We start from the raw sequence: 24,663 nt of genomic DNA, 5'->3' as shown, positions 1-24,663 counted from the left end.
GACGGCGCCGCACGTCCTCCGAACGCATGCGCTATGTGGTCGACCCCATGCCCGTCCTATGCGGCGAAACAATGTCGCCGGCGCATGCCCCCGAGAATCGGCCCACTTTCGAAGGATCACGCGCCAAACCAAGCTTCACGCCAGCGACGGCGCACGCCGTGACCGGCGCTGCCTCCGCTTACTGGATCGTGTCGACGCCGCTGGTCGACGAGCCGAAATCGCCGAGCGTGCGGAACGACAGGTTGAAGCCGATATTCTGCGACACCTCCTTGGTGACCGTATCGCGCGTCTGCGAGAACGTCATCACATAGGTGAAGCAGGAATCGTTATAGGCGAAGCCGACGCCGTCCTTAACCAGGACGCTTGTCTCCAGATCGTAGGTGCCGGTGCCGAAGACCCGCCAGCTCTCGGCCAGGTGCGTAGAGGCTCCGAGCGTGACCTCGTGGCGGTCCGTGGCGAAGCCGTAGAGCGGCTGCGCCTGGATGAAGGCATATTTGGCGCTGAGCGAAACCGGCAGGCCGGAATAGGCCGCCTTGATCTCCGCGCGCCTGACCTCGAATGTCTGCTCGTCGAACCGGCCGCTGAGCGAGCCGGAGAAGCCGCTCGGGCTGTTGAAGCCGATGAGGCCGACATAGTCGGACTTGGCGGTCTGCAGGCCCGAATAGGCGCCGACATTGACGAGGTCCGGCGCGTCGAAGGAGTTCTCGCCGCCCAGTTGGTAGGATTGGCCGAAGATGGCGTTGGTGCCCCAGCCGTTTCCATAGGCGCCGGAGTAGCGGAAGCCGACATTGGCGCGCGTGCCGCCTTCGATGCGATCGTAGCCGGAGAACTTGTCGCGCTCGAACAGAGTCGTGGCGTCGAAGACGAAGCTCTGCGCGTCCTCGTTCGGAATGGCCAGCCCGCCGACATATTGCTCGTTCGGCCGCACGAAGATCTGCGCTGTCGGCTCCAGGACATGACTGGAGTTCGACATCGAGAACAGGAGAGGCCAGCGCATCTCCAGGCCGAGCGTGGCCATGTAGCGGGCGAGCGAGGAGCGCATGTCGACATCCTCGCCGAGATTCGCCGCCATCTGGTTGACCGCCGCCAGCGATTCGGATGTGGTCGACACATAGCCGGCGTCGCCACGGAAGGCGAGCAGCGGCGTCAGCTGCAGTCCGTCATCGGTGGTGAAGGTGCGCTTCCATTCGGCCTCCGCCGTCAGCCGGCTGGACTGGCCCTCGAGGCCGCGCACGTTGTTGATGGAAGTGTCGTCGAGCGGATTGGCCAGCACCGCGTCCAGCCGGTCGCGGCTGATGACGCGCGCATTGACGTTGAGCGACAACTGCCCGCCCGCCACCGACATGTCGGGGATATAGGCGTAGTCGAACGACGGCAGCACCCAGGGCTGCTTGGCGGAGCGCGCCGTCGGGTCGCTGGACAGCGTGTCTTCCTGCACCTCGAATCGCATTGCCCTGACGTCGAAATAATTACGGTCGCTCAGGCCCGTCAGATAGATCGACGACTGGTGGACGAGGTCGTTGTAGCCGTCGATGTTATAGGTGCGCGAAAAATTCTTGTCGGTCTGCAGCAGCACGTCCCAGCCGAAGTTCCAGCGCTCGTTGATGGCGAACTGGCCTTTGGTGCCCATCATGCCGCGGAACTTGTTGGGATCGTTTGGCTCTCCCGAATCGACGGTAAAGCGATTGCCCGTGCCGATGAAGGCGTCCGGATCCTGCTGATTGATGCCGGCGATTTTCAGGCTGTATTCGCCATTGTTGAAGCGCTGCCGCCATTCGGCCTCGCCGAGGAAGCCCTGCTTGGTGTAGCCGCTGCCGGTGACGGTCAGGTCATAGGTCGGCGAGAGCGCGAAATAGTAGGGTACTTTGAGGCCGACGCCGAGGTTGTTGTTGTAGACGATGCCGGGGATCAGGAAGCCGCTCTTGCGCTTGACCGTCGGGTCGGCGATCTCGAAGGCTGGCAAATAGGCAAGCGGATAGCCGAAGAACTCGAAATTCGCATTCTCGAACCGAACCGTCTTCTTCTCGCCGTTCCAGATGATCTTCCTCGCCTTGACGCGCCATGTCGGCGCCGAGTCGGGCTTGTCCTCGCAAGGCTCGCAAGCGGTGTAGATGCCGTTGTGGAATGTCGTCAGCACGCCGCCCATGCGTTCGGCGCTTTCGGCGGCGAAATAGGCCTTCTCGACCGTCTCGACGCGCAGCGCGTTGACGAAGCCGTCGGCGAAATCGTCGGTGATGTCGATATGCTCGGAATTGATCTTGGTGCCGTCGCTGTTGATGAGCTCGACGGCGCCGCTGGCGACGAGGCGCTTGGTATCGCGGTTGTACACCACTCGCTGGGCGACGAGCTTGTTGCCGCCATAGTCGATCTGCACGCCGCCGACGGCCGTCACCGTGTGCTTGTCGTTGTCATAGACGAGCGTATCGGCGGCCAGCAGCATCTGTGTGCCGGAGGGAACAGGCTTCGCCGTGATGGTCTGCGCCAGCGCCGGCACCGTCGGTACCACGCAAGCGAACAAACATGCCAAGGCTGTCGCCCCATAAAGGCGTGCCAGGCCGGCCTGCCTATGGCTGCGCAAACCAGCCTCCCTCACTAGCCGTCTTCCTTGTATAGCAGAAAAGTCACCCCGAAGAACATAGCCACGACAACCGGAACCCATGCAGCCACCATTGTAGGCACGAATCCGGCGACCCCGAATGCCTTGACCAGTACCGAAACGACATAAAGCAGAAAGCCGGCCAGGACGCCACCCAGAATCATCGTCGCCGACTGCCCCATCCGCGCAAATCGCATTGAAACTGTTGCCGCAATCAGCGTCATGGCGACGAGGAGGAACGGCAGCGCCACCAGCGAATCAAACTGCATGGCGAAGGCATTTGCCTTGAGGCCGAAGGAGCGGGCAACCTCGATCTTTGCCGGCAGATCGTAGAACGGGATGGTTTCCGGGCGCGCCAGGCGTTCCTGCACGAATTCCGGCTTGAGGTTGGTGGCCACGCGGTCGGAGGTCTCGGCACGGATGTTGCCGTCCTTGAACAGCTTGACGTCCTGCAATTCCCAGTAGCCGTCGCGCAGGAAGGCGCGCGCGGCGTCCTTGCGCTCGACGATGTTGCCCTGCTGGTCGAGGACGAAGAATACCGCGTCCGCCATTTCCAGCCCCTGGTTGAGGATGGCGCGGGCGCCGATGATGGTGTCGCCGGAGTTGGTCTTTTGCCTCAGCCAGGGCGTCGTGTCCTCCGTGACGGCGTTAGACTTGCCGGCGCGCAGCTGGTTTTCCATCTGCTCCGACCAGGAAAAGCCGTGCGCGGCGATCGGGTTGAGCACGCCGACCGACAACAGGCCGAACATCAGCGCGCCGACGCAGCACGGGAACAGGAACTGCCAGGCCGAAACCCCGGCCGAGCGCGCGATGACAAGCTCGTAGCGGCGGTTGAGCGACACCAGCGTTGCCATCGCCGAAAACAGCCCGACGAAAGGCACCGTCTGCAGCATGATCATCGGCATCCTGAGCGCCGAAATAGCGAAGGCGGTGCCGTAGGTGAAGCCCGGCAGTCCGGTCGTGCGGCCCGAAAGTTCGGTGAAATCGATCAGGAACACCAGCGCCAAAAGGCCGAGGAAGAACCAGATGGTGATTGACACGTAGCGGAAGAAGAAATAACGGCCCAGCGTCCAGCCCATCGTCAGGCTCCCTGGCCGGAGGTGCCGCGCCGGGCGAGCCACAGCTTGAGCGCCGTCCAGCCCTCGCTCACGCGGCCGGCGAGATTCGTCATCCAGTCGGCCCAGGCGGCGGGCAGTTCCATGCTCCGCGACGATACGATGAACCAGGCGGAGACCGCCGACGCCACGATCGGAACGGCGTAGACCATATAGGCGTAGTACCAAACCTTGTCGGCCTTGCCGGCGGCGAAGAAGCCAAGCCAGCGGACGAAAAGGGCGATAGCGATTGCCGTGATCAGCGGATGGATGCGCGCCTCGCGGTGCGAGCGCGCGTCGCCCGCGACCGCAAGCGCGATCAGCGCGAAGACCAGCGAATAGGACCATTCGGAGAAGCGCTGGTTGACCTCGGCCGTATAGCTGCCCGGATTGCGCTGGTACATCTTGTCGTTGGGATCCGGGTCGAGCAGGTATGACGTCGTCCGGTCCTTGGGCAGCAGCGTGATCTCGTTCGCCGCCGACATGAAGGCCGACAGGTCGAAGGCGTAGGAGGTGAAACGGATGACGGAAAGGTCGCCGGTCACCGATTTGCGGTTGATGACGCCGTCATTCATCATCAGCACCTTCTCGTCGCCTTTTTCGACGATGCTGCCGGTCTTTGCGTAATAGGTGAGGTTGGCGCCTTCCTCGCGCGAATCGGCGACGAAGATGCCGCCGAGCTTGTTGTCGGGCAGCCGTTCTCCGATCTGCAGGAACAGGCCGTCGTCGATCTTACGAAACGTGCCTTCCTGGATGATCAGTGACAGAAGGTCGGCGCGCGAGGCCGCCACCAGCTGCCGGTTCTTCTGCCTGGCATAGGGATCGACGCCGTTATCGACGGCAAAGGAAAAGACGCTGGCCGCCAGCGCCAGCAGAAGGAGCGGCCGCGCGATCGCCCAACGCGAGGCGCCCGCGGCGTTGATCACCGCCAGCTCCGAATCCGTGTTCATGGCGCTCAGCGTCTGCGCCACCGCGACCACCAGCGCGAACGGCACCACGATCGGGACGATCGAGGGGATGATCAGGGCCGCGACTTCGAAGAAGGTCAACGCCGACTGGCCACTGTCGGTGACCAAGTCGATCTTGGCGAGCACCTGCGTCGTCCACACGATCGCCAGTGTCCACGCCAGCGCCGCAAGGAACATCGCCGTAGCGCGACGCATGATGTAGCGTTCAACGACCTTCATGAAGGCTTTTCTCGATTGTGCCGAACGGCATCATGCCCGCCGACAAGGTAGTCATCCGCCGACGGCTGCACAACCGGGTCCACAGGCGGCTCATCTGGTTTGTCCTCTCCACGCCACGCGCCCGGCGCGGCGGAGTCTCCGCGTCAATGAATAAGAAATGCGAAACATTGATGGTTAACAACATGTTGCGGCATGAAGCTTGCGTTCCGCCGCGACGAATCCTTGGTTGGTTTCGGCGCCGATATAGACAGCGATTTCGGCCAAAGTCTTGCCAAATGGCCGAAAACGACCAAATGTCGCGCACGCTTGAAAGCCGGTTCGCGGCGCCTCACCCGGAAGCAGGATCTGATGACTTCGAGACCTTCGATTGCCTTCGCCAAATTCGCCGCGCCTAAGAAAGGCAGCGTCTTCGTGCTTGCGGCCGACGGCGGCGGCCTTGGCGATGCCGCGAAGGCCTGCGACCCGGCTGGCGCATTGGCGCGCGCGTTTCCGGTCGCCGATTTCTCCGGCAAGTTCGCGAGCTCGGTGGAAGTGCTGGCGCCGGAAGGAACCTCTGTCGACCGGCTGGTGGCGGTTGGCGCCGGCAAGGTCGCAAGCCTCGACGACTACGCCTGGCTGAAGCTCGGCGGCGCGGTTGCCGCCGCGCTGCGCAAGGCTGTGGAAGTCGCTGTCATCCTCGATCTTCCGGACCTCCAGCCGGACGGCAGGCAGGCGGCGCACCTTGCCGCCGGCATCCTCCTGCGCAGCTACGGCTTCGACAAATACAAGACCAGGAAGGACAAGGAAGACGGCCAATCCGACGCGAAGGGGGCGGAGAGCAAAAAGGCCGAAACCGCAAAGCCGGCCAAGATAACCATCCACTGCGCCGACCCTTCCGCCGCCAAAAAGGCCTTCGCCGCGGAAGAGGCGGTTATCGAAGGCGTGCTGCTTGCGCGCGATCTCGTCAACGAGCCGGCCAATACGCTCGGTCCGGTCGAGTTCGCCGCTCGCGCGAAGGAACTGGAAGGGCTCGGGGTCGAGGTCGAGATCCTCACCGAGAAGGAGATGAAAAGGCTCGGCATGGGCTCGCTGCTTGGCGTCGCGCAGGGCTCGCCGCGCGGCGCCCGCATGGCCGTCATGCAATGGAAGGGCGGCAAGGCCAAGGACGCGCCGATCGCCTTCATCGGCAAGGGCGTCACCTTCGACACGGGCGGCAATTCAATGAAGCCGGCCTCCGGCATGGAGGACATGAAGGGCGACATGGGCGGAGCCGCCGCGGTCACCGGTCTGATCCGTGCGTTGGCCGCCCGCAAGGCCAAGGCCAATATCGTCGGCGTCATCGGCCTGGTCGAGAACGCTGTCGACGGCCATGCGCAACGCCCGGGCGACATCGTCACCTCGATGTCGGGCCAGACCATCGAGGTCTTGAACACCGACGCAGAAGGCCGCTTGGTGCTCGCCGATGCGCTCTGGTACACCAACGATCGCTTCAAGCCGAAATTCATGGTCAATCTGGCGACGCTGACCGGCGCCATCATGGTCGCGCTTGGCCAGCACTATGCCGGCCTGTTTTCCAACGATGACGAGCTGGCCGGCAGGCTTTTCGGCGCCGGCCAAGCGACGCAGGAGCGGCTGTGGCGCATGCCGCTTGGTGCCGAATACGACAAGCTGATCGAGTCCAAGAACGCCGACATGAAGAACATCGGCGGCCGCTATGGCGGCGCCATCATCGCCGCGCAGTTCCTGCAGCGTTTCGTCAAGGACACGCCCTGGGCGCATCTCGACATCGCCGGCACCGCGATGGGCGCGCCGGCGAGCGAGATCAACCAATCCTGGGGCTCCGGCTTTGGCGTACGGCTGCTCGACAGGCTGGTGCGCGACCATTACGAAGGATAAGGCTGTCGTGGCCGACATCCTGTTCTACCACCTGACCGAATCGACGCTTGAGGAAGCCCTGCCGGGCCTGCTCGAGCGCAGTGTCGAGCGCGGCTGGCGCGCGGTCGTGCAGACCGGCACGGAGGAACGGCGGGACGCGCTCGACCAGCATTTGTGGACGTTTCGCGACGACTCCTTCCTCGCGCACGCCACCGACCGCGAAGCCTATCCGGCCGAGCAGCCGATCCTGCTCACCACGGGGGAGGGCAACCCCAACGCTGCCCAGATACGCTTCCTGGTCGATGGTGCGCACCCGCCCGAGCTTTCGGGCTACGAGCGCGCCGTCTTCCTGTTCGACGGCCACGACGCGGCGCAGCTCGAGGGCGCGCGTAGCCACTGGAAGACGATGAAGGAAGCCGGCCACGCGGTGACCTACTGGCAGCAGACGCCCGACCGTCGCTGGGAGCGCAAGGCGTGAGAGTGATCAGCGGTCGACTATCGTCGCCTTGTTGATTTTCGTGCTGGGCGGAAGGTCCTTCACCTGTCGGTGGATTTGGCCGGCGATATGCACTTTGACCCTGAAGACAAGTCTTCTTGATTTGCTCGACGGACATTTCCCCACCGAGCACGGGTGGCGTTTCAAAGTCGTAACATTCGCCGGCGGCAGGCGCGCTACATCAGCGATGCGGTGGCCATGCGGTTTTTGGCGGTATTCGGCTTCTTGTCGCCGACATACTCAACATTCGTATCGATGAGGCGGTCGCTGTCGATGCCAATCGCGGTCATGATGTCCATGATTGCCTTGATCCGTTGCTTGGCTAGGTCCTTGTTCGTCTCTGCCGCATCGGCGCCGATAAACTCCTTGGCAGCCAATGCCGTCAGTTCCACGTTGCAACGCGAATCCTTGACGCTGCTGGCGAACTTCTCCAGTTCGCTTTTGACCTGCGGTGAAATCACGGACGACTTGCTGTCGAAGACGAGCTGTACCTGTACTGGACTGCGCTTCTCATACTGCCGGCACGAGATCCCTTGCTTGGGCAGAGTGTAAACGATGGCGCTCCGCGCCTGTTTCGTGTCGGCGGCGCCGTCGTCGACCCAGTGCTGGACCGGAAGCACCATTTCCGGTTTGACGCCCTGGGTCGTAAGGAAATCGCTGACTGCGTCGAGCCTGCGGCCGGCTATTTCGTACGCTTTCCGGCCTTCCTTGCTGGCGGTCGCATAAACCCTGTAGCCGCAGTCACGCCCTGCGTCCTTGACGAAGGCTGCCAAACTCTTCCCTGCTTCGTCGGTGACCCTGCCGTCGCCCTTCTTGAACAGGACGCGGTACGAATGCCACTGGATACATTTCGGCCCAATGTCGCGCTCCTGGGCAGTCGCTCCGAAAAAAATCGCGCTTACCGCAAGTGTGACAACGGCCAGAACAAGGCTGAGTGTATTTCTCATCTTCTTGGTGCCTCTCGAATTAGCCTATTCTATTAGCGAACTCGTCCCCGTGGCAAAGTAACGTTCGCGAGATCTGGCTGGTGTCGCCTTCATTCCCACAACAGCAGCAGCTTGCGAAAGAAAGCATTGGAGGGCATGGGCTTCGAGCCGCGGGGCAACCGGACGGCCAGATAGACTGTCAGCCATTTGCGATCGATCTCGCGGATCGAAACCTTCAGCTCATGCAGCTCGAAAGGATTCGAAACCCGCGTCCACCCGGAGAATGCGAGCACGCCCGTTGGGGTGTCGTGGTTCCACACCAGCTTTTCTTCCGGCCTGCCCAAAGCGATGGCGAACTCGAATGGCGACGCGTCCTCGTGTGCGATCTCCACTGTCGCCATGACGCTTCTGGCAAAGGCCGGGAAGGCGGAGTTGAGGGCGGCGGCGACAATGCCATGCGTGCTCGGTCGCAGGAATATGCCGCCATTATCCCCAGCAACGAGCAGCGTCGGCAATTCGGAAGGATAATCGGTCACGAGCGTTGCACGCTTGAGCTCATCGTCGCTCATGCGGCGGATGCGCTGGCGCTGTTGCGGCGCGCTGAGGCGAGGCCGCTTCGCGCCGGCCAGAACGGCATTGCGGATCTGGATTCCTGAAAATCCTCCAAGCACCCGCGCCGCCCGGCCGCTGCCGCTGCACCTTACCGCCAGCAGCAGATCGAGCCTGCCCGACGCAGGCAGCATGGCTGTCGTCCTTATCTCGCGTGCCTCGCGGGCTCGGCGCACATCGGCCCAGCCACTCCCGCTCCCACTCTCAAGTATTTTGGCGAGATCTCTGACGGTCCGGTTTTCGGCGTTTACGATGGCAATCTGGAACTGCGCAGGATCGGCGATTTCCTCATCGAGATAGACCCAGCAACCCGCACTGACCACGCCCGCCGGACAGACCCCCTTCAACACCGCCATCGCCGTATTGCCGCCCTTCGCTTCGACAAACAGTTGATCCGGCGACTGTTCGACGTAGGTCAGTTGATCCGGATCGGCATTCGGGTAAGAGCTGACAAGAGCAAGACGATACGCCTCAGCGGGCAAATACTGGTCGCGATAAAGCGATGAATTCAGTTCGGACAACGCATCGTTGGCCGCCGCATCGAGCATGTCCACGACGCCCAAGGTGAAATCAGAACGCCCCGCATAGGCGAGGAGTGATATCGCGGTGTCCGCCCTTCCTTCGCGCGCGGCAATTGCTGCCAGCAGCTGCAATGCGTCGGCGCCGCTTGCCGAACCCGTGCTCAGCTTGACGTAGCGCTCGTCGTTAACCAGCAACTCCAAATTTCGAAGGTTGAGATCCTTTTCATAGTATGCGGTGTTCGTGCTAATGCCCAACTGCACGAACAAGTCCGTCCGGGCGAATTTGTGCTTTCGAAACGCATCGATGATTGGCCTGCGATTCCTCACCCACTCGGCATTCAGGTTCATGCCTGTCGGATCCGATTTGTACCAGTAGATCGGCTCGGGAATGGGGACGATCTCCAGACCTGCCAGGTCCGCGCGCAGGAAAAATTCCCAATCGCTTGCGGAAAATCCTCGTTCTTCGTTCACATAGCCTATCTTGTCGAAGACCTCCCGCCGGAACATGGCATTGGCATCGCCGTAGGGATTGGTGATCAAGGCGATGTCGGCCGGTCCGCCTACGGGAAAGTAGCGCATGTAGCCGCTTTTCGTATCGAGCGGCGCAAAGGACTCGTTGAACCACTTGGCAAAAGTCGTGCAGATATCGGCGCCGGATTTTTGTATGCCGGAGACGAACGTGCTGACGGCATTCGGGAACAGCGCGTTGTCGTCGTCGAGGAATAGAATCAACGAGCCCTTGGCGGCACGGATCCCGGCGTTTCGCGCCTTGCCGAGGAAACCGTTCTTCTGCCGGATGATCCGCCAGCCACGCTGCTTGAACTCCGGCTCGAGCTCTGCCAGCAGCCGGATCGCGTCCGGATCGGTGCTGCCGTCATCGACGACGATCAATTCGATTTTTGGATAGTCTTGGCGTCGAACGGACGCGACCGCCTGCGGCAGCAGCCGCGCCCGATTGTAGAAGGCAGTGATGATCGACACGAGCGGTTGCTGGGTGCGGCCGCGGGTGGCTGTCTCGGCGGGACGCTTGCAGAATTTTGCATGCAGCGCGGCCCAGGCTTTCTCGCGCGCTTTCCTGTTTCGCAACGGCTTCGCCGGGCCAAATGATCGGCTTTCCAGGGCCGATGAGATTTTCGCCGCTATCGCAGGGGCAGACGCATTCATCAGCACAGTATCAGCCGAATTGGGATCAAGCGTTTCCCGTATGCTGCCGACATCAGTCGCGACGAATGGGATTTCCTCATCGAGGCAAGCCGCCACATCGAGTGGAAGCTGGGCGGCCGTGTGTGTGAGTGCGACCAGAGCGTGGCTCTGACGGAGATACTTGAAGATCTGCGGCCTGTCCTCGATAGGCAGGAGCTTCAGCTTGAACGGCCAGTGCCGCGCGCGCCGGACGACCATGCCCCCCGAGTGCTCACCCAGCACAGGACCAAATGCGCCGATAACCGTCACGGTCAGGTCGGCTGTGCCCTTATCGGCAAGGCGATCGAGCGCGTCACAAAACAGCATCAATCCGCTGCGTTCCTCGGTGCCGGAGAAATGGACCACTTCGGCAGCGGGACGCGTTCGCGGCCTGTAGTGATCCACGGCAAAGTTCGTGCGCCATTCCTCTGGTACCAGCGGTGAGGCGACATGATGGCTGGCGGGCAATCGCCATCCGGCCTCAACCATCCAGTCCAGCACGGACTGGCCGGTAGCGACGAGATGGTCGCAGTTTTCGGCAGACTTCTTTTCCATATGGCAGACGGTAATCTGCTCTTTTTTGTCGACCATTCTGGCGTTGGCATCCAGTTTCCATCTAAGGGGTTCATGCGCGAGCACGACTATCGTGGGAGGATTGGGAAACACGCCGGTGCGTTTGGCGACCGTGGGAAAATGCGCCAGTCCGCCCTCGAGCGAAAAGTAGACGACGTCAAAATCGTTCTGCTTCAGGTAGTGATAAACGGCCACCGAATTCTTGTCGCTCGATTCCAGGCCGCGCAGCAGCTCGGGCGACGGCGGCAACAATTCCAGCCGCACCAGGAAATTGTCCAAACACCATTTGCCTACCGTGACGATCTCGTGTTCATCGGGCTGGGTCCCGAGTGGCGCCGGCACCCAAAGCAGCGTAACGGTGTCACCGGTTCGCGCCAGATACTGGGCCAGTGCGTAGGTCGCCGAACCGGGATCTGTTGTCACGGTTGAGCCGAACTCAACTTCCGAAACGACACACACATTGCGGGGCTTGTGGCTTGCCTGTCGCCTGCGGGTCGACGTCGCCCGCGCCTTAGAACCAACGCTCAATGAGTTACCCCTCGATCATCAGCCGCCGCCGGTAGTCTTGCCAATAGTAAGATAACACTTTGATAATCGTCTCGCGGGGATAATCGATTTGCGGAGCCGCGATGCCGGATCCGTATTCGCGCAACCTGGATCGATGACGTTCAGATGCTTGGCCATCGGCTTCTAAGACACCTCGAAAGGCTGGACGACCTGCCGACCGAAGTGGGGAAACGCGAAGTCCTATGCTTTGTCGGGTTGCGCAACGAGGCAACGTTGCTGCCTTATTTTCTCGACCACTACCGCAAGCTCGGCGTCGACCGTTTCTTCTTCCTGGACAATGGCTCCACGGACGGGACGCGTGAGCTGATTCTGGAACAGCCCGACAGCCACTGCTTCCACACGGAAGGGTCGCATTTCGCCGAAAACGTCGATCCGCCCCGGTGGGTCAATACGCTGATGAATGTTTTCGGAACCGGCCACTGGTGCGTATCGGTCGATTCAGACGAGCTGCTTGTTTATCCCGACTGCGAGCAGGCAGGTCTGCGCCAACTTTGCGACTATCTCGACTCCACCGGCGCGGAAGCAGTAATAGGCAACTTGGTTGATATGTACGCAGACGGCCCGTTGGCTGAATGCAGCTATGACGGCTCAGTCCCGCCTGTCGAGGCTTCACCTTACTTCGATCCGAAGCCGGGATGGATGCGAGCCCGCGACGGCAGGCATCCGCCGGAGCAGATGTTCGGCGGCGTTAGGGAACGCGCCTTCTGGCACGGTAGGTTCAAGCAGACGCTTCCCCCATGTTTGACGAAGGTGCCGATCGTACGATGGGAGCGAGGCAGATCCTATCAGGTCGCGCAGCACGCGATCACTGAGGTCAATTTCAGCGAGTTGCGCAGCGCGCTCCTGCATTTCAAATTCGTGTCAGGTTTTCGCCAAAAATCGGCGTCCTCTTTGAGCGAAAATGCACAAGTCAAGGAAAAAGGGCTCGAGGAACGTGCAGCCTACATGGAAGCACTGGAGCGAAACCCGAAGCTGGCGCTCCGCGACCATCGTTCCGTGCGCTATCGCGATACCGCGCAGCTCGTGGAGCTCGGCTGGATGAAAACCTCGGATCGCTACGCTGAGTTCGTGTCAAAGCAAGCGACGCGCCGCCTTCGCGACGGCGCGTCCGCCTGACATTTTCGAGAAAATCGGCGCTTTATCCGCCGTAGCGGCCGCCACCATCTCCACCGTTGCCGTTTCCACCACCGGTTCCAAACTGCGACAAGCTGTTCAAAGCAAGCGCTTTGCAGGCCGTTGGCGCATTCGGATAACGATGCAGGTAGTCCTCTAGCGCCTCGATGGTGCCGATCTTGAGGGCCTGCTCGCAGGCGAGCTCGGCTTCCTTGATTGGAGCAACTTCGATTTGCGCTTGCGCCGCATTCGAAAACGCGACGCTCAACCCGAGCAGACTGAGTCCGCCCAGAAGTAGCGACTGTATCTTACGCATTACGCCCACCCTTGCCACTACATACCCCATAGGCTGTTGATACTATTCATTTGTTAGCAATTTGTCAACCATATCGGAAGAAATCGGCTTGAGAGATGGTTAACTTTGAGCCGCTGCTTGGGCCTGTGAAGGCTATTTCTCGCCGATGGGGCTGAATCGCGTCGTGGCCGCACAAATGCGGCGCCGAAAAACAGGCGAACGGTCAGCATCTCGAGTTCAGATTTCGAACGTCCTGCTTTAGTCGCTGAACACCGTCAGCGTCCGAAAGAAGGCGTTGCTCGGAGCACCGTTCGGCCCTTCCGCGAAGCGCACTGCGAGCACGATCGAAAGCGGCATCTTGCGCCTGACATTGACCGTCGCCGCCAAGGCGTGGCGCACGAATCTGTCGCGGACCGTCATCCAGCCGGAAAAGCCGATTGTCTGCGCGCCGACATCCTGCTGCCAGTCTATAGGCCGGTCCGGGCGGGCGAGCGCCAGGCCGAACGCGATTGCCGGAGCCTCGGCATGGGCGAGTTCGATGGCGGCCTCTATTCTGCGAAAGAAGGGCGGGAATTGATGATCGATCGATGCTGCGACCGCACCCTCCGCATGCGGGCGCAGGAACACGCCGCCGCCGTCGGGCGCCACCAGCAACAACGGCAGCGCTGCAGTGCGCGGCGTAAGCAGCCTTGCGCTCCTCAGCACGTCGTAAGCGAGCGCGCCTGAAGCGCCGGCCGCCACGGCTCTGCCTGATGCGTCTGGCTGCGGCCTGCCGAGACCGTCTCCAAGCAAGGCGGTGGCAGTATCGTGGCGGCCGACCGAAGCGGCGATGCCGGCGAGCGTCTCGATCGCTGCCTTGCCGTTCGGCTCGAGGTCGCTGAGAGCCAAATATTTGCGATCGGCAGGCTTATATTTCAGGTTCTCGCGCGCGCTGTCGACTTCGGAACGCGCCGTGTTCTGCGCGATGGCTATTTGGTGGAGCAGCCGGGTGTCATCGGATCGCAGCGTCCGCAACGCCTCCAGGACAGGCAAGCGGTTGTCGTACCAATTCGACGTGCGGAACATGCCGTCCGGCTTCGACCGGTACCAGTAGAGCGGCTTTGGAATGGGCCTGAGCTTGAGCCCGGCGAGTGAGGCCCGCGCGAAGAACTCCCAGTCGTGCATGGCATAGCCGGGATCCTCAAGCCAAAATCCGATCTGCGAGAAAACAGACCGGCGCACCATCGCATTGGCGTCGCCATAGACGTTGTGGATCAGGCCCAGTGCGTCGGGGCCGCCAAGCGGCAGATACTGGATCAGGCCGTCGGCCCGGTCCTCGGGCACGAAATCCTCATAGAAGAGCAATTGGAAGGCCGTGCAGATGTCCGCGCCCGATGCCGCCATGCCACGGACGAAATGCTCGACGGCTTCCGGAAAAAGCGCATTGTCGTCGTCGACAAACAGGACCAACTCGCCGCGCGCGGCGCGCACTCCGGCATTGCGGGCGGCGCCAAGATGCTTGTGCGGCCGGCGCAGGATCCTCCATCCGCGCTTACGGAAGCCTGGTTCCAACGTATCCAGCAATTGCCTGGCTTCTTCCAGATCGCTTCCGTCGTCGACCAGCACCAGTTCAAGATTGCCGTAGGTTTGCGCCTCGACCGCTTCGATGGCCTGTTTGAGATAGAGCGGCCGGTTGCGATGCGCCATCACCACCGAAACCAGGGGCGCCGGTTGGGGCCGCTTGCGAATGCGCTTCCGGGCAGCGGGCAGAGGGCGCGTATGCAGCCATGCCTTGCGGCCGGGCCCCGTCATATCGATCCGCCGTGGCCGGGGCGGCTTCTCGAGCGCCGCCAGCATGGCGGCCGCCAATTGCGCCGCGTCGGGCTCGACCAGCGGCGGCTGGCCGGCTTCAGCCTTCCAGGCTTCGGCATTCGCGCCGGCATTGGTTGCGACGAAGGGCAGCCCTGCCGCGGTGCATGCGCCAACGGCCTCGCCGGTCGATGCGGCAAGGCTTGGGACAACGGCCAAGGCGCCGCTGCGTGCGAGGTAGTCGAGCCTCTCCTCGAGGGTCGCGCGCGGCAACAGCTTGAGCCGGAACGGCCAACGTTCGGCGCGCCGCAGAAGCAGTCCGCCGCTGTGCTCGCCCATGATCTTGCCGAATGGACCGAACGCGGTGAGGGTCAGCCCTTCGGGCGCCGATTGCGCGAGGATGTCGAGCGCGTCGCAGAGCAGCGTCAGCCCGTCACGAAAGCGCGATCCGGCCAGGGCGGCAAGCTCACGCGCCTTGCTCGCGATGGGTGGCTGCGGCGCTTCGGTCCGGACGGCCCGAAGCGGTGGCGGCAGCACCGTCGCCTTTCTCACCTTCCAGCCTCTCGACAGCATCCATTGGCGCAGGGCGGCGGATGCACAGACCGTCCTGTCGGCCATCTCGGCGCAGTACTTTTCCATGTAGGCCGTGGCGATCGCCTCGGTGCTGCCCATGAATGTTTTGTCGGCTTCATGCGCCCATTCTTGCGGAGCGCGGGCAAGGAGGACGATCGGCGGCGTGGCGAAGGCATCGGTCTCAGCCGCGAGCAGGGTGAAGTAGGGCAGGCCACCCTCCAACGGCGCGTAGACCAGATCGTAACTGCACCGCTCGAGATAATGCAGCAGCGCAGCGGAGCGGCTTTCGGGCGTCGCCAGCGAGGGAAGCAGCTGGTCGGACCGGTCGAGAACCTCCAGTTTGACCGAGGCGGCCCCGAACTCCGCCCGGCGGGCCGCGACCTCGTCCGTGGATGGCACGTCCCGGCCGGCAACCCACAGCAGCGTGACGTCGTCTCCGTCTTCGGCGAAGAGCCTGGCAAGTTCGCCGGGCGCCGAGGCATCGTCTTTATCGGCGTCGCGCCGGATCGCAGGCGTGACCACGCAGATGCGGCGACGACCGCCTTCCGGCTTCGGCTTGCTTGCAGCGGTCATTGAACGTTCCTCTGACCCAAATCGACCGGCAAGGCTTCCACGCTTCTCTGGTCTTTGACCATGCCGGATTTACTTTTCAGTGATCATCCTTCTGCGCCGTTGATAAACCAATGCAATCAAGCGGCTTCCTAAAAAGACTGTGCAATCAAGCGATTGTTACAAGTTTATCGACACGGCATAACCAATCTTTACGCGTCCCGGCTAACCGTTCACGGCATAGCAGGAGGCGCGAATGAAAACGATATTGAAGTTTCTCGCTGCGCTCGCCTTGACGGGCGCGATGATCTCGACGAGCTCGGCAGACCAATTGCTGCGTCCGCGCATGAATCTCGGCAAGGGCTACGTCAAGACGATCAGCGGCGACCGCGGCGGCTATGTAATCGACTATGCCATCCGCATGCTGAAGATGCGCCGCAGCGGCGGTTTCGTGCGCTTCAACGGTGCGTGCGATTCGGCCTGCACGCTTTACCTGGCGATGCCCAAGAGCAAGGTCTGCGTCACGCGCAACGCATCGTTCGGCTTCCACCTGCCGTATGGCGCCGGGGTGCGCGGCAACCAGGTCGCGGCCGACTTCATGATGAAGAACTACCCTGGCTGGGTTCGCGGCTGGATCGCCAAGCGCGGCGGCCTGAAGAACTCCGTCACCACCATGACCTATGCGGATGCGAGCCGGTTCCTGCCGACTTGTCCCGCCGAACAGCGTTCGACCATTGCGAGCCTCAGCCCAACGCGCCTGCGCGGCGGTTGAACCCCGCAGCAAGTTGCTGGGACACCGACGACGGCGGGTGCTTCAGGGCGCCCGCCGTTGCCGTTTCAAGCGGCCGCTCACATTTGAACGGAGAGGTCGTTTGTGTATGTTCGGGCAAACTCCAACGGGTGTGGCGTGAATGCAGTCTTGTCAGAAGTTCGTGCTGATCGCTTCGCCACGAACCGGTTCTCAAGCGCTCAATCGCCATCTCAACCAGTATGACGGAATGGTGCTGCACGGGGAAATCTTCAATCCGAGCTTCGTCGGCTTGCGCCATGACTATCACGAGAAAATCGATCTGCCGCGCGATCGGGTCGATTTGCGAGATGTCGAGCCGGAGCAGTTCATCGCGCGCATCTTCGACGATCAGTCGGCTCGCTTCATCGGTTTTCATATATTTCCCGACCAGACGCGCGCGGCCATACTCCCCGTGCTGGAAGATGAAAGCGTCAAGAAGCTCTGGCTTGTCAGGAATCCGATCGCGTCCTTCGTCTCGTTGCTCGAAGCGGAAGCATCCGGAGTATGGACAGTCCATGCCACCGACCGGTTCGCAGCCGACAGCCCCAGAAAGAAGGTGCATTTCGACATAGAACGTTTCAACGCGTTTCTGCGCGAGCTGAATCTGTTTCGCGCAAAGATCAGATCGGTGCTGTTCGAGACCCGACAGCCGTATTTCCCGATCCACTATAGCGACATCGGCGATCCACTGGTTGGCAATGCAATCATTGCCTATCTCGGCGGTTCCCAGCGACTGGACCACTTCGAGACCGAGATCCTGAAGCCGCCGCAGCGGCCTTTCGTCGACCGCATCGAGAATTACTGGGAATTCGTGACCTATTTCAGGGCAGTCTCGACGGACGATCTGTACGCGTTCGGCTGACGTCGGAATGAAGCCGGGCCGGCCCGCAACACGGTCTCAGCCTTCTTCGCTGCCGCAAGTTGGCCGCTTCCATGCTGATCGGCGCTTTGGCAAGCCCATCGTCTTTCAATGTTTGCGGTTAACCAGTTCTGAAGAGACGTCGTTAACGCACACTTGATTTTGTTGACTCTTTCCTGCCCCGAACCGATTTTGCGCACGGGGTTTGAAAGCTGCCGGCCGTGGTTTCTGGCCGGAGCACAAACTGGCGGTGGGCAATCTCATGAGTATCGGCGGCGGTATGGGCTCGGCGAGCCGGTCCGAGGGCGGCCAGACGGGATCGAGGACGAAACCTGCATTGACGCAGGAACTTCGCTTCACGCGGACGTCCTTGCGCGTCATTTGCACCAGCCTGTGGTTATGGCTTCTGCTGGGCATCTACCGGGCCGTAATCGTCGATCCGCAAACGACATTTCAGGGAGGCCTGGCGTCCATTCCCATGGGATTGGCGGCAAGCTATTACGACCTGATACTCATCACATCGGTGACGGCGGCAACGCTGATCCTGCTCTTCCTTACAAAGTCAAGCCGGCTCGCATCCGCGGCCGTCGCCTCCCTTTTCTATCTCGTGGTCCTGGTGTCGCTCGGCTGGGGATCTGCCAACATCAATCTCGTCAAGATGCTGGGTGAGCCTTTCACCTTCCAGTGGCTGGTCTATGGCGACTTCCTGCAGAATGCCGACGCCAAGAGCGCGATGGGCGATGCCCTCAACGTGAGGGATGCCGCGATCCTTTTCGGGTCCATCGTTCTGGTGCTGGCCCTCGGCTACGCCGCGGGCAGTTTGTGCCAGCGGCTGAGTTCCGCAGGCCGCAAGAGGTTTCTCATCGCTTTGGTTCTGTGCGTTGGCGCGGCCCTGGTCGGCAGCGGCTATCATGTGCGCGCTCAGTCGCTGCCAGCATCCAAGGTCGACAATCCTATCGTGTATTTCGTTCAGTCGGCGTGGTTCAGTTCGACGCCGGTGACTTTTGCGATGAGCGCCGGCGGCGATGATCCCGATGTCGCCAGCGTCGGGGAGCGTCCGGCGGAAACCTCAAGCTTCAAGGCGCCGACGCCAAATCCGATCAAGAACGTGCTGATTTTCATGATGGAGTCGGTGCCGTCGAAATACATCGAGACCTTTGGCGGCCAGTATCCAATCACGCCGAACATAAAGAGCTATGCCGGAGATTCCATTCGGTTCGACAAGATCTATGCGCATGCGCCGTCCACGCACTACTCGATCTTCTCGCTGCTGACCTCGATGTACAACGACATCTCATTCTACGGGATGACCGCCAAATATCCGTACCTGCCGCTGGAGACGATCTCCAACACCCTGTCCAAGCACAATTTTCGCACCGGGTTCTTCTGGAGCGCCGATTCCCGTTTCCAGCGTGTGGACGAGTTCCTGCTCAACAAGGGACTGGACGCCATCCAGGACTATCGGGGGCAGAAATGCGCCACCCCGACCTTCAAGCTCAGTACCGAGCAGTGGAAGAACATGGACTACAACAGTGACCTCTGCACGGCCCAAACGATCATCGACTGGATGAAGAAGGATCCGCAGAAGCCCTTCTTCGGCATCATGTTCACGGCGATGACGCATTATCCGTACATCACCGGCAGCCCGATGTTCTCGAAGATGGTGCCTTCCGCCAAAGACATCGGGCCGGTGCACTACGTCGATGACGAAAAATTCAATGCCTATCTCAACGCCCTGAAGGTCGGCGACGCGGCGTTCGGTGAAATCCTCGATTCACTGAAGCAGTCCGGCAAGCTCGATTCGACGCTGGTTGTCGTCCTTGGCGATCATGGCGAGGCGTTCGGAGAACATGGCGACTACGTCCATGCCACCGCGATCTACGACGAGAACGTCCACATTCCGCTGATAATGATCAACAAGCACCTTTTCCATGACGAAGTCGCGCATCCGGTCGGCGGCATCGTCGACATCGCTCCGACGATCATGGACATACTGGGACTGCCATTGCCCGAGCAGTGGCAGGGCCGCAGCCTGTTCAGCGAGCAACGGCCAAACAGGACCTTCTTCTTCAATCCGTGGGCCGGCTCCTTGCTCGGTTATCGCGATAATGATCGAAAGGTGATTTTCAACGCTACCACCGGCAAGGTCGAGGAATACGACCTTAAGGCCGATCCCGGCGAAAAGACGAACCTATTCGAAGAAGGCTTGAGCGATCGAACGGCGCTGCTGCAGCCGATTGCCGGCTGGGTGCAATCGCAAAAGCGGCGCATAGCCACACTTGTCGCCAACGCGGCCGGAGACGCGGGGCACTGCACAGCCACAAGCTTGGAGATCGACGCGGCCGGCACCGACTACCAGGGTCAGCCTCGCTTCGACGTCTTCGCCGACGGCAAGCGCCTTGGCGAGATCGCCGTCCAGGGCAAGGAGAGCAAGGCCTCGACAGGCGAGCAGCGCGTGGCGGAACTGACGGAGGCGGCCGTCGAGGCGCAACCGTTCCACATCGACCTTAGCGGCGTGCCCAATCCAAAGACGATCGAAATTCGTTATGTCAACGACCAGTGGGCCGGAGACGGCCGGCCCGGCGATCGCAACCTTTTCATCAAGACCATCAAAGTGAACGGGCAGCTTGTGCCCAACGGCAAGCTGCACGTCGACGAGCAATCCCATGGCTACACCGACGACAGCGGAACCGCCATGTATACCAACGGCTCGCTATGGGTCAGCGGTCCGTTTATCGAAGGATGCATGTAGGGCAGGGCATCGGCGGCAGCGCTTCGCTTTACAGCTTGCCCTCCGGCCGCCATTCCCGCCGGTACCAGTCGACGAATTTCGCCAGTCCTTCCTCGATCGGCACTTTCGGCTTGAAGCCGATGTCGCGCTCTAGCGCGCTGGTGTCGGCAAAGGTCTTTTCGACATCGCCGGGCTGCATGGGCAGATCCTCACGGATGGCCTTCACGCCGAGCAGCCCTTCCAGCGTCTCGATGAAGCGGCCGAGATGCACCGGCTGGCTGTTGCCGATGTTGTAGATGCGGTGGCGCTCGCGGCCGGCCGCCGGCGGCTTGTCGAGAACCGCAATCACGCCCTCGACAACGTCGTCGACATAGGTGAAATCGCGCCACATCTCGCCATGGTTGAAGACGCGGATCGGCTTGCCGGAGAGCATCGCCTCGGTGAAGATCCAGGCCGCCATGTCCGGTCGTCCCCAGGGGCCATAGACGGTGAAGAAGCGCAGGCCCGTCTGCGGCAGCCCAAAGAGATGCGAATAGGTCGAGCTGATCAGCTCGTCCGCCTTCTTGGTCGCCGCGTAGATCGACACCGGATTGTCGACGCGGTCGCTTTCCACGAACGGCACCTTGGTGTTGCCGCCATAGACCGAGCTCGACGAGGCATAGACCAGATGCTTGATCTCGGGCGATGCACGGCAGAGCTCCAGCACCTCCAGGTGGCCGGCGATGTTGGCGTGGATATAGGCGCGCGGATTTTCGAGCGAATAGCGCACGCCCGCCTGGGCGCCGAGATGCACGATGCCGCTCAGCAGCGTTCCCTTGAGCGTCGCCGCCAGCGCGCCCGACTCGGCTATGTCGAGTTGCTGGAACGAAAATCCGTGCCGGCCGGAAAGCCGGGCGAGCCGTGCCGCCTTCAATGCCGGGTCGTAGTAGGCGTTCATGCTGTCGACGCCGACAACGGCGTCGCCGCGGGCGAGCAGGCGCTCGCAGACATGGCTGCCGATGAAGCCGGCGGCTCCGGTCACAAGGATGGTCATGCGCGGACCTCGGATGAGGGCAGGGGCGGGATCATTTCCGTCTCGGGGCTTTCTTGGCTTGCGCCGGCGGGCTCGGCCAACGCCAGCCATCACCTTCGCCAGGCGCGGGCTGCGGGCGCGCCACATAGGCGAGCGAAACATTGGCCTCGAGATAGACGCGCGACAGCATCTCGGCGAGTACGCCCGACGTTACCATCTGCAGGCCAGCGATGACCAGGAAGAAGCCGGTGAACAGCATCGGGCGCGTTCCAATGTCCTGTCCGAAAAACACCTTCAAGCTGAACAGGTAGGCAAGGATCAGCGAGCCGAGCACGCCGAACACGATGCCGATGCCGCCGAAGAAATGGCCGGGCCTGGTGCGGTAGCGCATGAAGAAGAACATGAAGACCAGGTCGAGCACCACGCGGAAGGTGCGCGAGATGCCGTATTTCGACTGGCCGTGGATGCGGGCGTGATGGGTCACCACCTCCTGGGCGATGCGGCGCGGCGTCGTCACCGTCGCCAGCCAGGCCGGGATGAAGCGGTGCATTTCGCCATAGAGCCTGACGCTGCGGATGACGCTGCCGCGGAACACTTTGAGGCTGCAGCCATAGTCCTTCAGCCGAACCCCGGTGACGCGCGCGATCAGCGAGTTGGCGATGCGTGACGGCAGCCGGCGCATCCAGAAACCCTCCTGACGGTTCTTGCGCCAGCCGGCGACGAGGTCGAGGTCCTCGGTCAGCAGTCGATAGACCATGCGCGGTATGTCGAACGGATCGTTCTGCAGGTCGCCGTCGAGCGTCGCTATGACATCGCCGCGGGCAGCGTCGAGGCCGGCCTGCATGGCCGCCGTCTGCTTGAAGTTGCGCACCAGCTCCACAGCGTGCACATGCGCACCGTATTCGGCCGCCAGGCGGCGAATTTCATTCGGCGTGGCGTCGGTGCTGCCGTCGTCCACCAGCACCACTTCCCAGGGCTGGCTGTAGTTCTCCATCGCCTGGTGGATACGCACGATCAGCGGCTCGACGTTGTCGGCCTCGTTATACATCGGGATGACGATGGAAAGCTGGTGCTCGGGCATGACGGCACCGGCAGGCAGCCCCGACTGAGGAATGGGAAGCATGTCCATGGCGGTCATTTCCTTGCGGGTCCCGTAGCCGGCGTCTCCGGCAGCGTCGATTTCGAGGGAAACAGCCAGGCGATCGCACCGGTGGCAACGGCCGAGCAGAGGATGAACAGATGCAGCGCCAGCGCCGCCTGCAGCCCGTCCTTCATGGCGATGCCGGAATAAAGCAGTGCGGCCGCGGCTCCCGCCTCGTAGGTACCGAAACCGGCGACACCCTGCACCGGCAGGATGGCGGCGGCCTCGGCGCCGACGGCGCCGGGAAAGGCAGTCTGGAAGGAGGTGCCGAGCAGCATGGCGAGCAGCCATCCCTGCACGGCAAGCTTCAGCGTCCAGTTCGCGACCGTCCACCACCAGCCGTAGCGGGAGCGCCCCGTGGCCTCGGTGAAGATATCGCGCAGCTTGCCGAGCTTCGACACGATGCTGCCGCGCCCGGCCCAGTCATGCGGCGCGCGCGCCCAGCGCGGCAGATACCAGGCGGCGGCAATCAGCGCCGCGATGCCCGCGGCCCTGAGGGCCGGGTGAAGACCGGGCCACACCAGGCAGGCGAGCACACCGACGACGAAGGCGTCCTGCAGCCTGAACCAAAGGAGCGAAGCGCCGGCGCGCACGATCGAGATGCCGAACACCTGCCGCAACAGCAGCGGGAAGGCGGTCTCGCCGCCGCGGAACGGCACCACGTTGATCATGGCGTTGTGAATCAGGATGACGCGCAGGCAGGCGCCGAAGCGGCCGTTCACCTCGTCGCGGAACTCGTCGCAGACCCGCAGCGCGCGCAGCACATAAGTGACGAACAGCGCCAGCGTCACCGCAGCGAAGGCGCCGGGCGTGATGCTGGCGAAGGCGTCGCCCACCATCTTCCAGCGCGAGTCTGCCGCAAGCCAGGCCAGCAGCGCCAGTGTGACGATTATCGAGAATGCTCTTTTCAACCAGTTCTCCGAATGGCGTCGACCGCCGCATTCCGGGTAATTGCTTCGATTTCCAAATCGGCCGCACGGCAGGGGACCGCTCCAGGCCGCCGGCTCCCTTGCCGGCTTCCAATGGCCTGGCGAGGCGCCAAGATTCCGAGCCCTTCCGTGGTCGCCGGCCCGTTCAACGTTTCTGCTCCATCATAAGCGGCCGATCCTATAAACCAGCGGCTTGCCCATCCACAAGCTTTGGCGCGGCCGCAATCACCGTCCGCGGGCGATCTTGGCTCGCTGCGACGGGAAGGTTGACACCATTCCTCGAGCGGCAGTTAATATCACGTGGGGGCGGTAGCTGCGCATTGGGATCGAATACCCAATCTGGGTAGTGACGCCAGATCGAAAGGCGTCGTCGAAATGTTATCGCTCATCATTCCTGCAGTTCGAAAAATATTGCCGTCCAGACCAGCGCGGAGCGTGAGGTGCCGTCGTTCTGCGCGGCGCGCGGACCTGATGCTTCTGCTCTTCTGCGGTGGAGTGGCGCTGTCCGGCGTTGCTCACGCAAGCGGCGCTGGGTCTCCGGCAGCGGCACAAGCAGGCACCACGCCGACGGCATTTGAGTTGCAGTTGTTCTATGCCGACCGCACCTGGAACTGGGAGGACGGAGCCGCCTATTTCGCCCAGGACAGGCGCATGCGTGCCTGGACGTCCAAGCCTGGTTCAACGTCCTTCGCCGAAGGTACATGGCATCTCAGCAATGATGGCAAGATGTGCATGGAGCTCGTCTGGCGGTCCACGGCCTATACGGCACAGCCCATCCGCACCTGTTTCAGCCATCGCGTCCTGAACGGGACCGTCCAGCAACGGAGGGATCCGGATGGCCGGTGGTACAGCTTCAGGCACGCTTCGGACAATTCGGCCGACGAGTTCAAGAAAATTCAGGCGGGCGATACCAGGAGCGTCGATTTCGAAAAGGCCCGCAAGTTGGTCGATCCCAAGAGTTAGTCGCTGCTGGCGCACGTCCAGGAAAATGCCTAGAGCGGCTGGCCGTTTCACGGAAACGCCGACCCGCTCTATCTCTTTGCTCACGCAATTTCCGGACGGAAAACCGCTGCACACGTCCTGGAATTGCTCTAGCAGTTTCCGCTCGGAATTGTCCCGGCGTATCAAATCTAAGAGGCTCGCTGAGACAAGCCGTCAACCCAGCTCAGCGAGCCCACGCCCCGACACAGTACTCACAGGGACGACTGCCAGCCGTGCAGGCTGGCGTTTTTCCGCGGCGTTCATGCCGCGCGGCGGGGGGGGGGGGGGGGGGGGGGG

17 protein-coding genes are annotated in these 24,663 nt (G+C 62.0%); 7 read left to right on the top strand and 10 right to left on the bottom strand.

Features of this window, described 5'->3' with window-relative positions:
* Window positions 1-178: 178 nt before the first annotated feature.
* From P9228_RS28405 to lptF, 3 genes are read right to left on the bottom strand one after another with little or no spacing between them, the layout of a single operon-like run.
* Window positions 179-2,593, bottom strand: a complete 2,415-nt coding sequence (locus P9228_RS28405) for an LPS-assembly protein LptD (protein ID WP_066995713.1) — start codon at window positions 2,591-2,593, stop codon at window positions 179-181.
* Complete coding sequence (gene lptG / locus P9228_RS28400) at window positions 2,593-3,675, bottom strand: LPS export ABC transporter permease LptG (RefSeq protein ID WP_127246208.1); 1,083 nt, start codon at window positions 3,673-3,675, stop codon at window positions 2,593-2,595. The genes P9228_RS28405 and lptG overlap by 1 nt, the downstream gene beginning before the upstream one ends.
* Before the next feature lie 2 nt (window positions 3,676-3,677).
* Window positions 3,678-4,877, bottom strand: coding sequence for an LPS export ABC transporter permease LptF (lptF, locus tag P9228_RS28395; protein WP_067330299.1), 1,200 nt, complete (start codon window positions 4,875-4,877; stop codon window positions 3,678-3,680).
* 348 nt (window positions 4,878-5,225) lie between these two features.
* Here lptF and P9228_RS28390 point away from each other — a divergent pair, with 348 nt between their 5' ends.
* Together P9228_RS28390 and P9228_RS28385 are read left to right on the top strand one after the other, a co-directional pair.
* Complete coding sequence (locus P9228_RS28390) at window positions 5,226-6,752, top strand: leucyl aminopeptidase (protein WP_278056765.1); 1,527 nt, start codon at window positions 5,226-5,228, stop codon at window positions 6,750-6,752.
* A gap of 7 nt (window positions 6,753-6,759) precedes the next feature.
* On the top strand, window positions 6,760-7,209 hold the full coding sequence (locus P9228_RS28385; protein ID WP_066995722.1) for a DNA polymerase III subunit chi: 450 nt from the start codon (window positions 6,760-6,762) through the stop codon (window positions 7,207-7,209).
* A 194-nt stretch (window positions 7,210-7,403) separates the two neighbouring features.
* On the opposite strand, the gene P9228_RS28380 is transcribed toward P9228_RS28385, so the two are convergent.
* Both P9228_RS28380 and P9228_RS28375 read right to left on the bottom strand, forming a co-directional pair.
* Entirely contained in the window at window positions 7,404-8,174 is a 771-nt protein-coding gene (locus P9228_RS28380; RefSeq protein ID WP_278056763.1) for a hypothetical protein, read from the bottom strand.
* An 89-nt stretch (window positions 8,175-8,263) separates the two neighbouring features.
* Window positions 8,264-11,461 (bottom strand): DUF6212 domain-containing protein, encoded by a 3,198-nt coding sequence (locus P9228_RS28375; RefSeq protein ID WP_278056761.1) that lies wholly within the window; start codon window positions 11,459-11,461, stop codon window positions 8,264-8,266.
* Between the two features lie 249 nt (window positions 11,462-11,710).
* Here P9228_RS28375 and P9228_RS28370 point away from each other — a divergent pair, with 249 nt between their 5' ends.
* Window positions 11,711-12,721, top strand: a complete 1,011-nt coding sequence (locus P9228_RS28370; protein ID WP_278056459.1) for a glycosyltransferase family 2 protein — start codon at window positions 11,711-11,713, stop codon at window positions 12,719-12,721.
* 22 nt (window positions 12,722-12,743) lie between these two features.
* Here P9228_RS28370 and P9228_RS28365 read toward each other — a convergent pair whose 3' ends face one another.
* Both P9228_RS28365 and P9228_RS28360 read right to left on the bottom strand, forming a co-directional pair.
* Window positions 12,744-13,034, bottom strand: coding sequence for a hypothetical protein (locus P9228_RS28365; RefSeq protein WP_141247041.1), 291 nt, complete (start codon window positions 13,032-13,034; stop codon window positions 12,744-12,746).
* 237 nt (window positions 13,035-13,271) lie between these two features.
* Window positions 13,272-15,947: a DUF6212 domain-containing protein gene (locus P9228_RS28360; protein WP_278056758.1), complete on the bottom strand. Its 2,676-nt coding sequence runs from the start codon at window positions 15,945-15,947 to the stop codon at window positions 13,272-13,274.
* A gap of 232 nt (window positions 15,948-16,179) precedes the next feature.
* Between P9228_RS28360 and P9228_RS28355 the strand changes: the two genes are divergently transcribed.
* The 3 genes from P9228_RS28355 (at window position 16,180) to P9228_RS28345 (ending at window position 20,324) form a co-directional block, all read left to right on the top strand.
* Entirely contained in the window at window positions 16,180-16,695 is a 516-nt protein-coding gene (locus P9228_RS28355; RefSeq protein WP_245307730.1) for a hypothetical protein, read from the top strand.
* A 139-nt stretch (window positions 16,696-16,834) separates the two neighbouring features.
* Window positions 16,835-17,575 (top strand): sulfotransferase domain-containing protein, encoded by a 741-nt coding sequence (locus P9228_RS28350; protein WP_127335067.1) that lies wholly within the window; start codon window positions 16,835-16,837, stop codon window positions 17,573-17,575.
* 334 nt (window positions 17,576-17,909) lie between these two features.
* Window positions 17,910-20,324: a sulfatase-like hydrolase/transferase gene (locus P9228_RS28345; RefSeq protein WP_278056756.1), complete on the top strand. Its 2,415-nt coding sequence runs from the start codon at window positions 17,910-17,912 to the stop codon at window positions 20,322-20,324.
* Between the two features lie 28 nt (window positions 20,325-20,352).
* On the opposite strand, the gene P9228_RS28340 is transcribed toward P9228_RS28345, so the two are convergent.
* Genes P9228_RS28340 through P9228_RS28330 form a run of 3 tightly spaced genes read right to left on the bottom strand, consistent with a single transcriptional unit; the run spans window position 20,353 to window position 23,367 of the window.
* Window positions 20,353-21,336 (bottom strand): NAD-dependent epimerase/dehydratase family protein, encoded by a 984-nt coding sequence (locus tag P9228_RS28340; protein WP_278056754.1) that lies wholly within the window; start codon window positions 21,334-21,336, stop codon window positions 20,353-20,355.
* A 31-nt stretch (window positions 21,337-21,367) separates the two neighbouring features.
* Window positions 21,368-22,444, bottom strand: a complete 1,077-nt coding sequence (locus tag P9228_RS28335) for a glycosyltransferase family 2 protein (protein WP_066995901.1) — start codon at window positions 22,442-22,444, stop codon at window positions 21,368-21,370.
* Window positions 22,445-22,449: 5 nt separating this feature from the next.
* Window positions 22,450-23,367, bottom strand: coding sequence for a lysylphosphatidylglycerol synthase domain-containing protein (locus tag P9228_RS28330; protein ID WP_278056471.1), 918 nt, complete (start codon window positions 23,365-23,367; stop codon window positions 22,450-22,452).
* A 513-nt stretch (window positions 23,368-23,880) separates the two neighbouring features.
* Here P9228_RS28330 and P9228_RS28325 point away from each other — a divergent pair.
* Complete coding sequence (locus P9228_RS28325) at window positions 23,881-24,348, top strand: DUF995 domain-containing protein (RefSeq protein ID WP_278056752.1); 468 nt, start codon at window positions 23,881-23,883, stop codon at window positions 24,346-24,348.
* Window positions 24,349-24,663: the final 315 nt, after the last annotated feature.

Source organism: Mesorhizobium sp. WSM4898 (genome assembly GCF_029625845.1).
Classification (GTDB): domain Bacteria; phylum Pseudomonadota; class Alphaproteobacteria; order Rhizobiales; family Rhizobiaceae; genus Mesorhizobium.
Note: the sequence above shows the minus strand (reverse complement) of the source record. Positions and strands in the feature narration are given on the sequence as shown.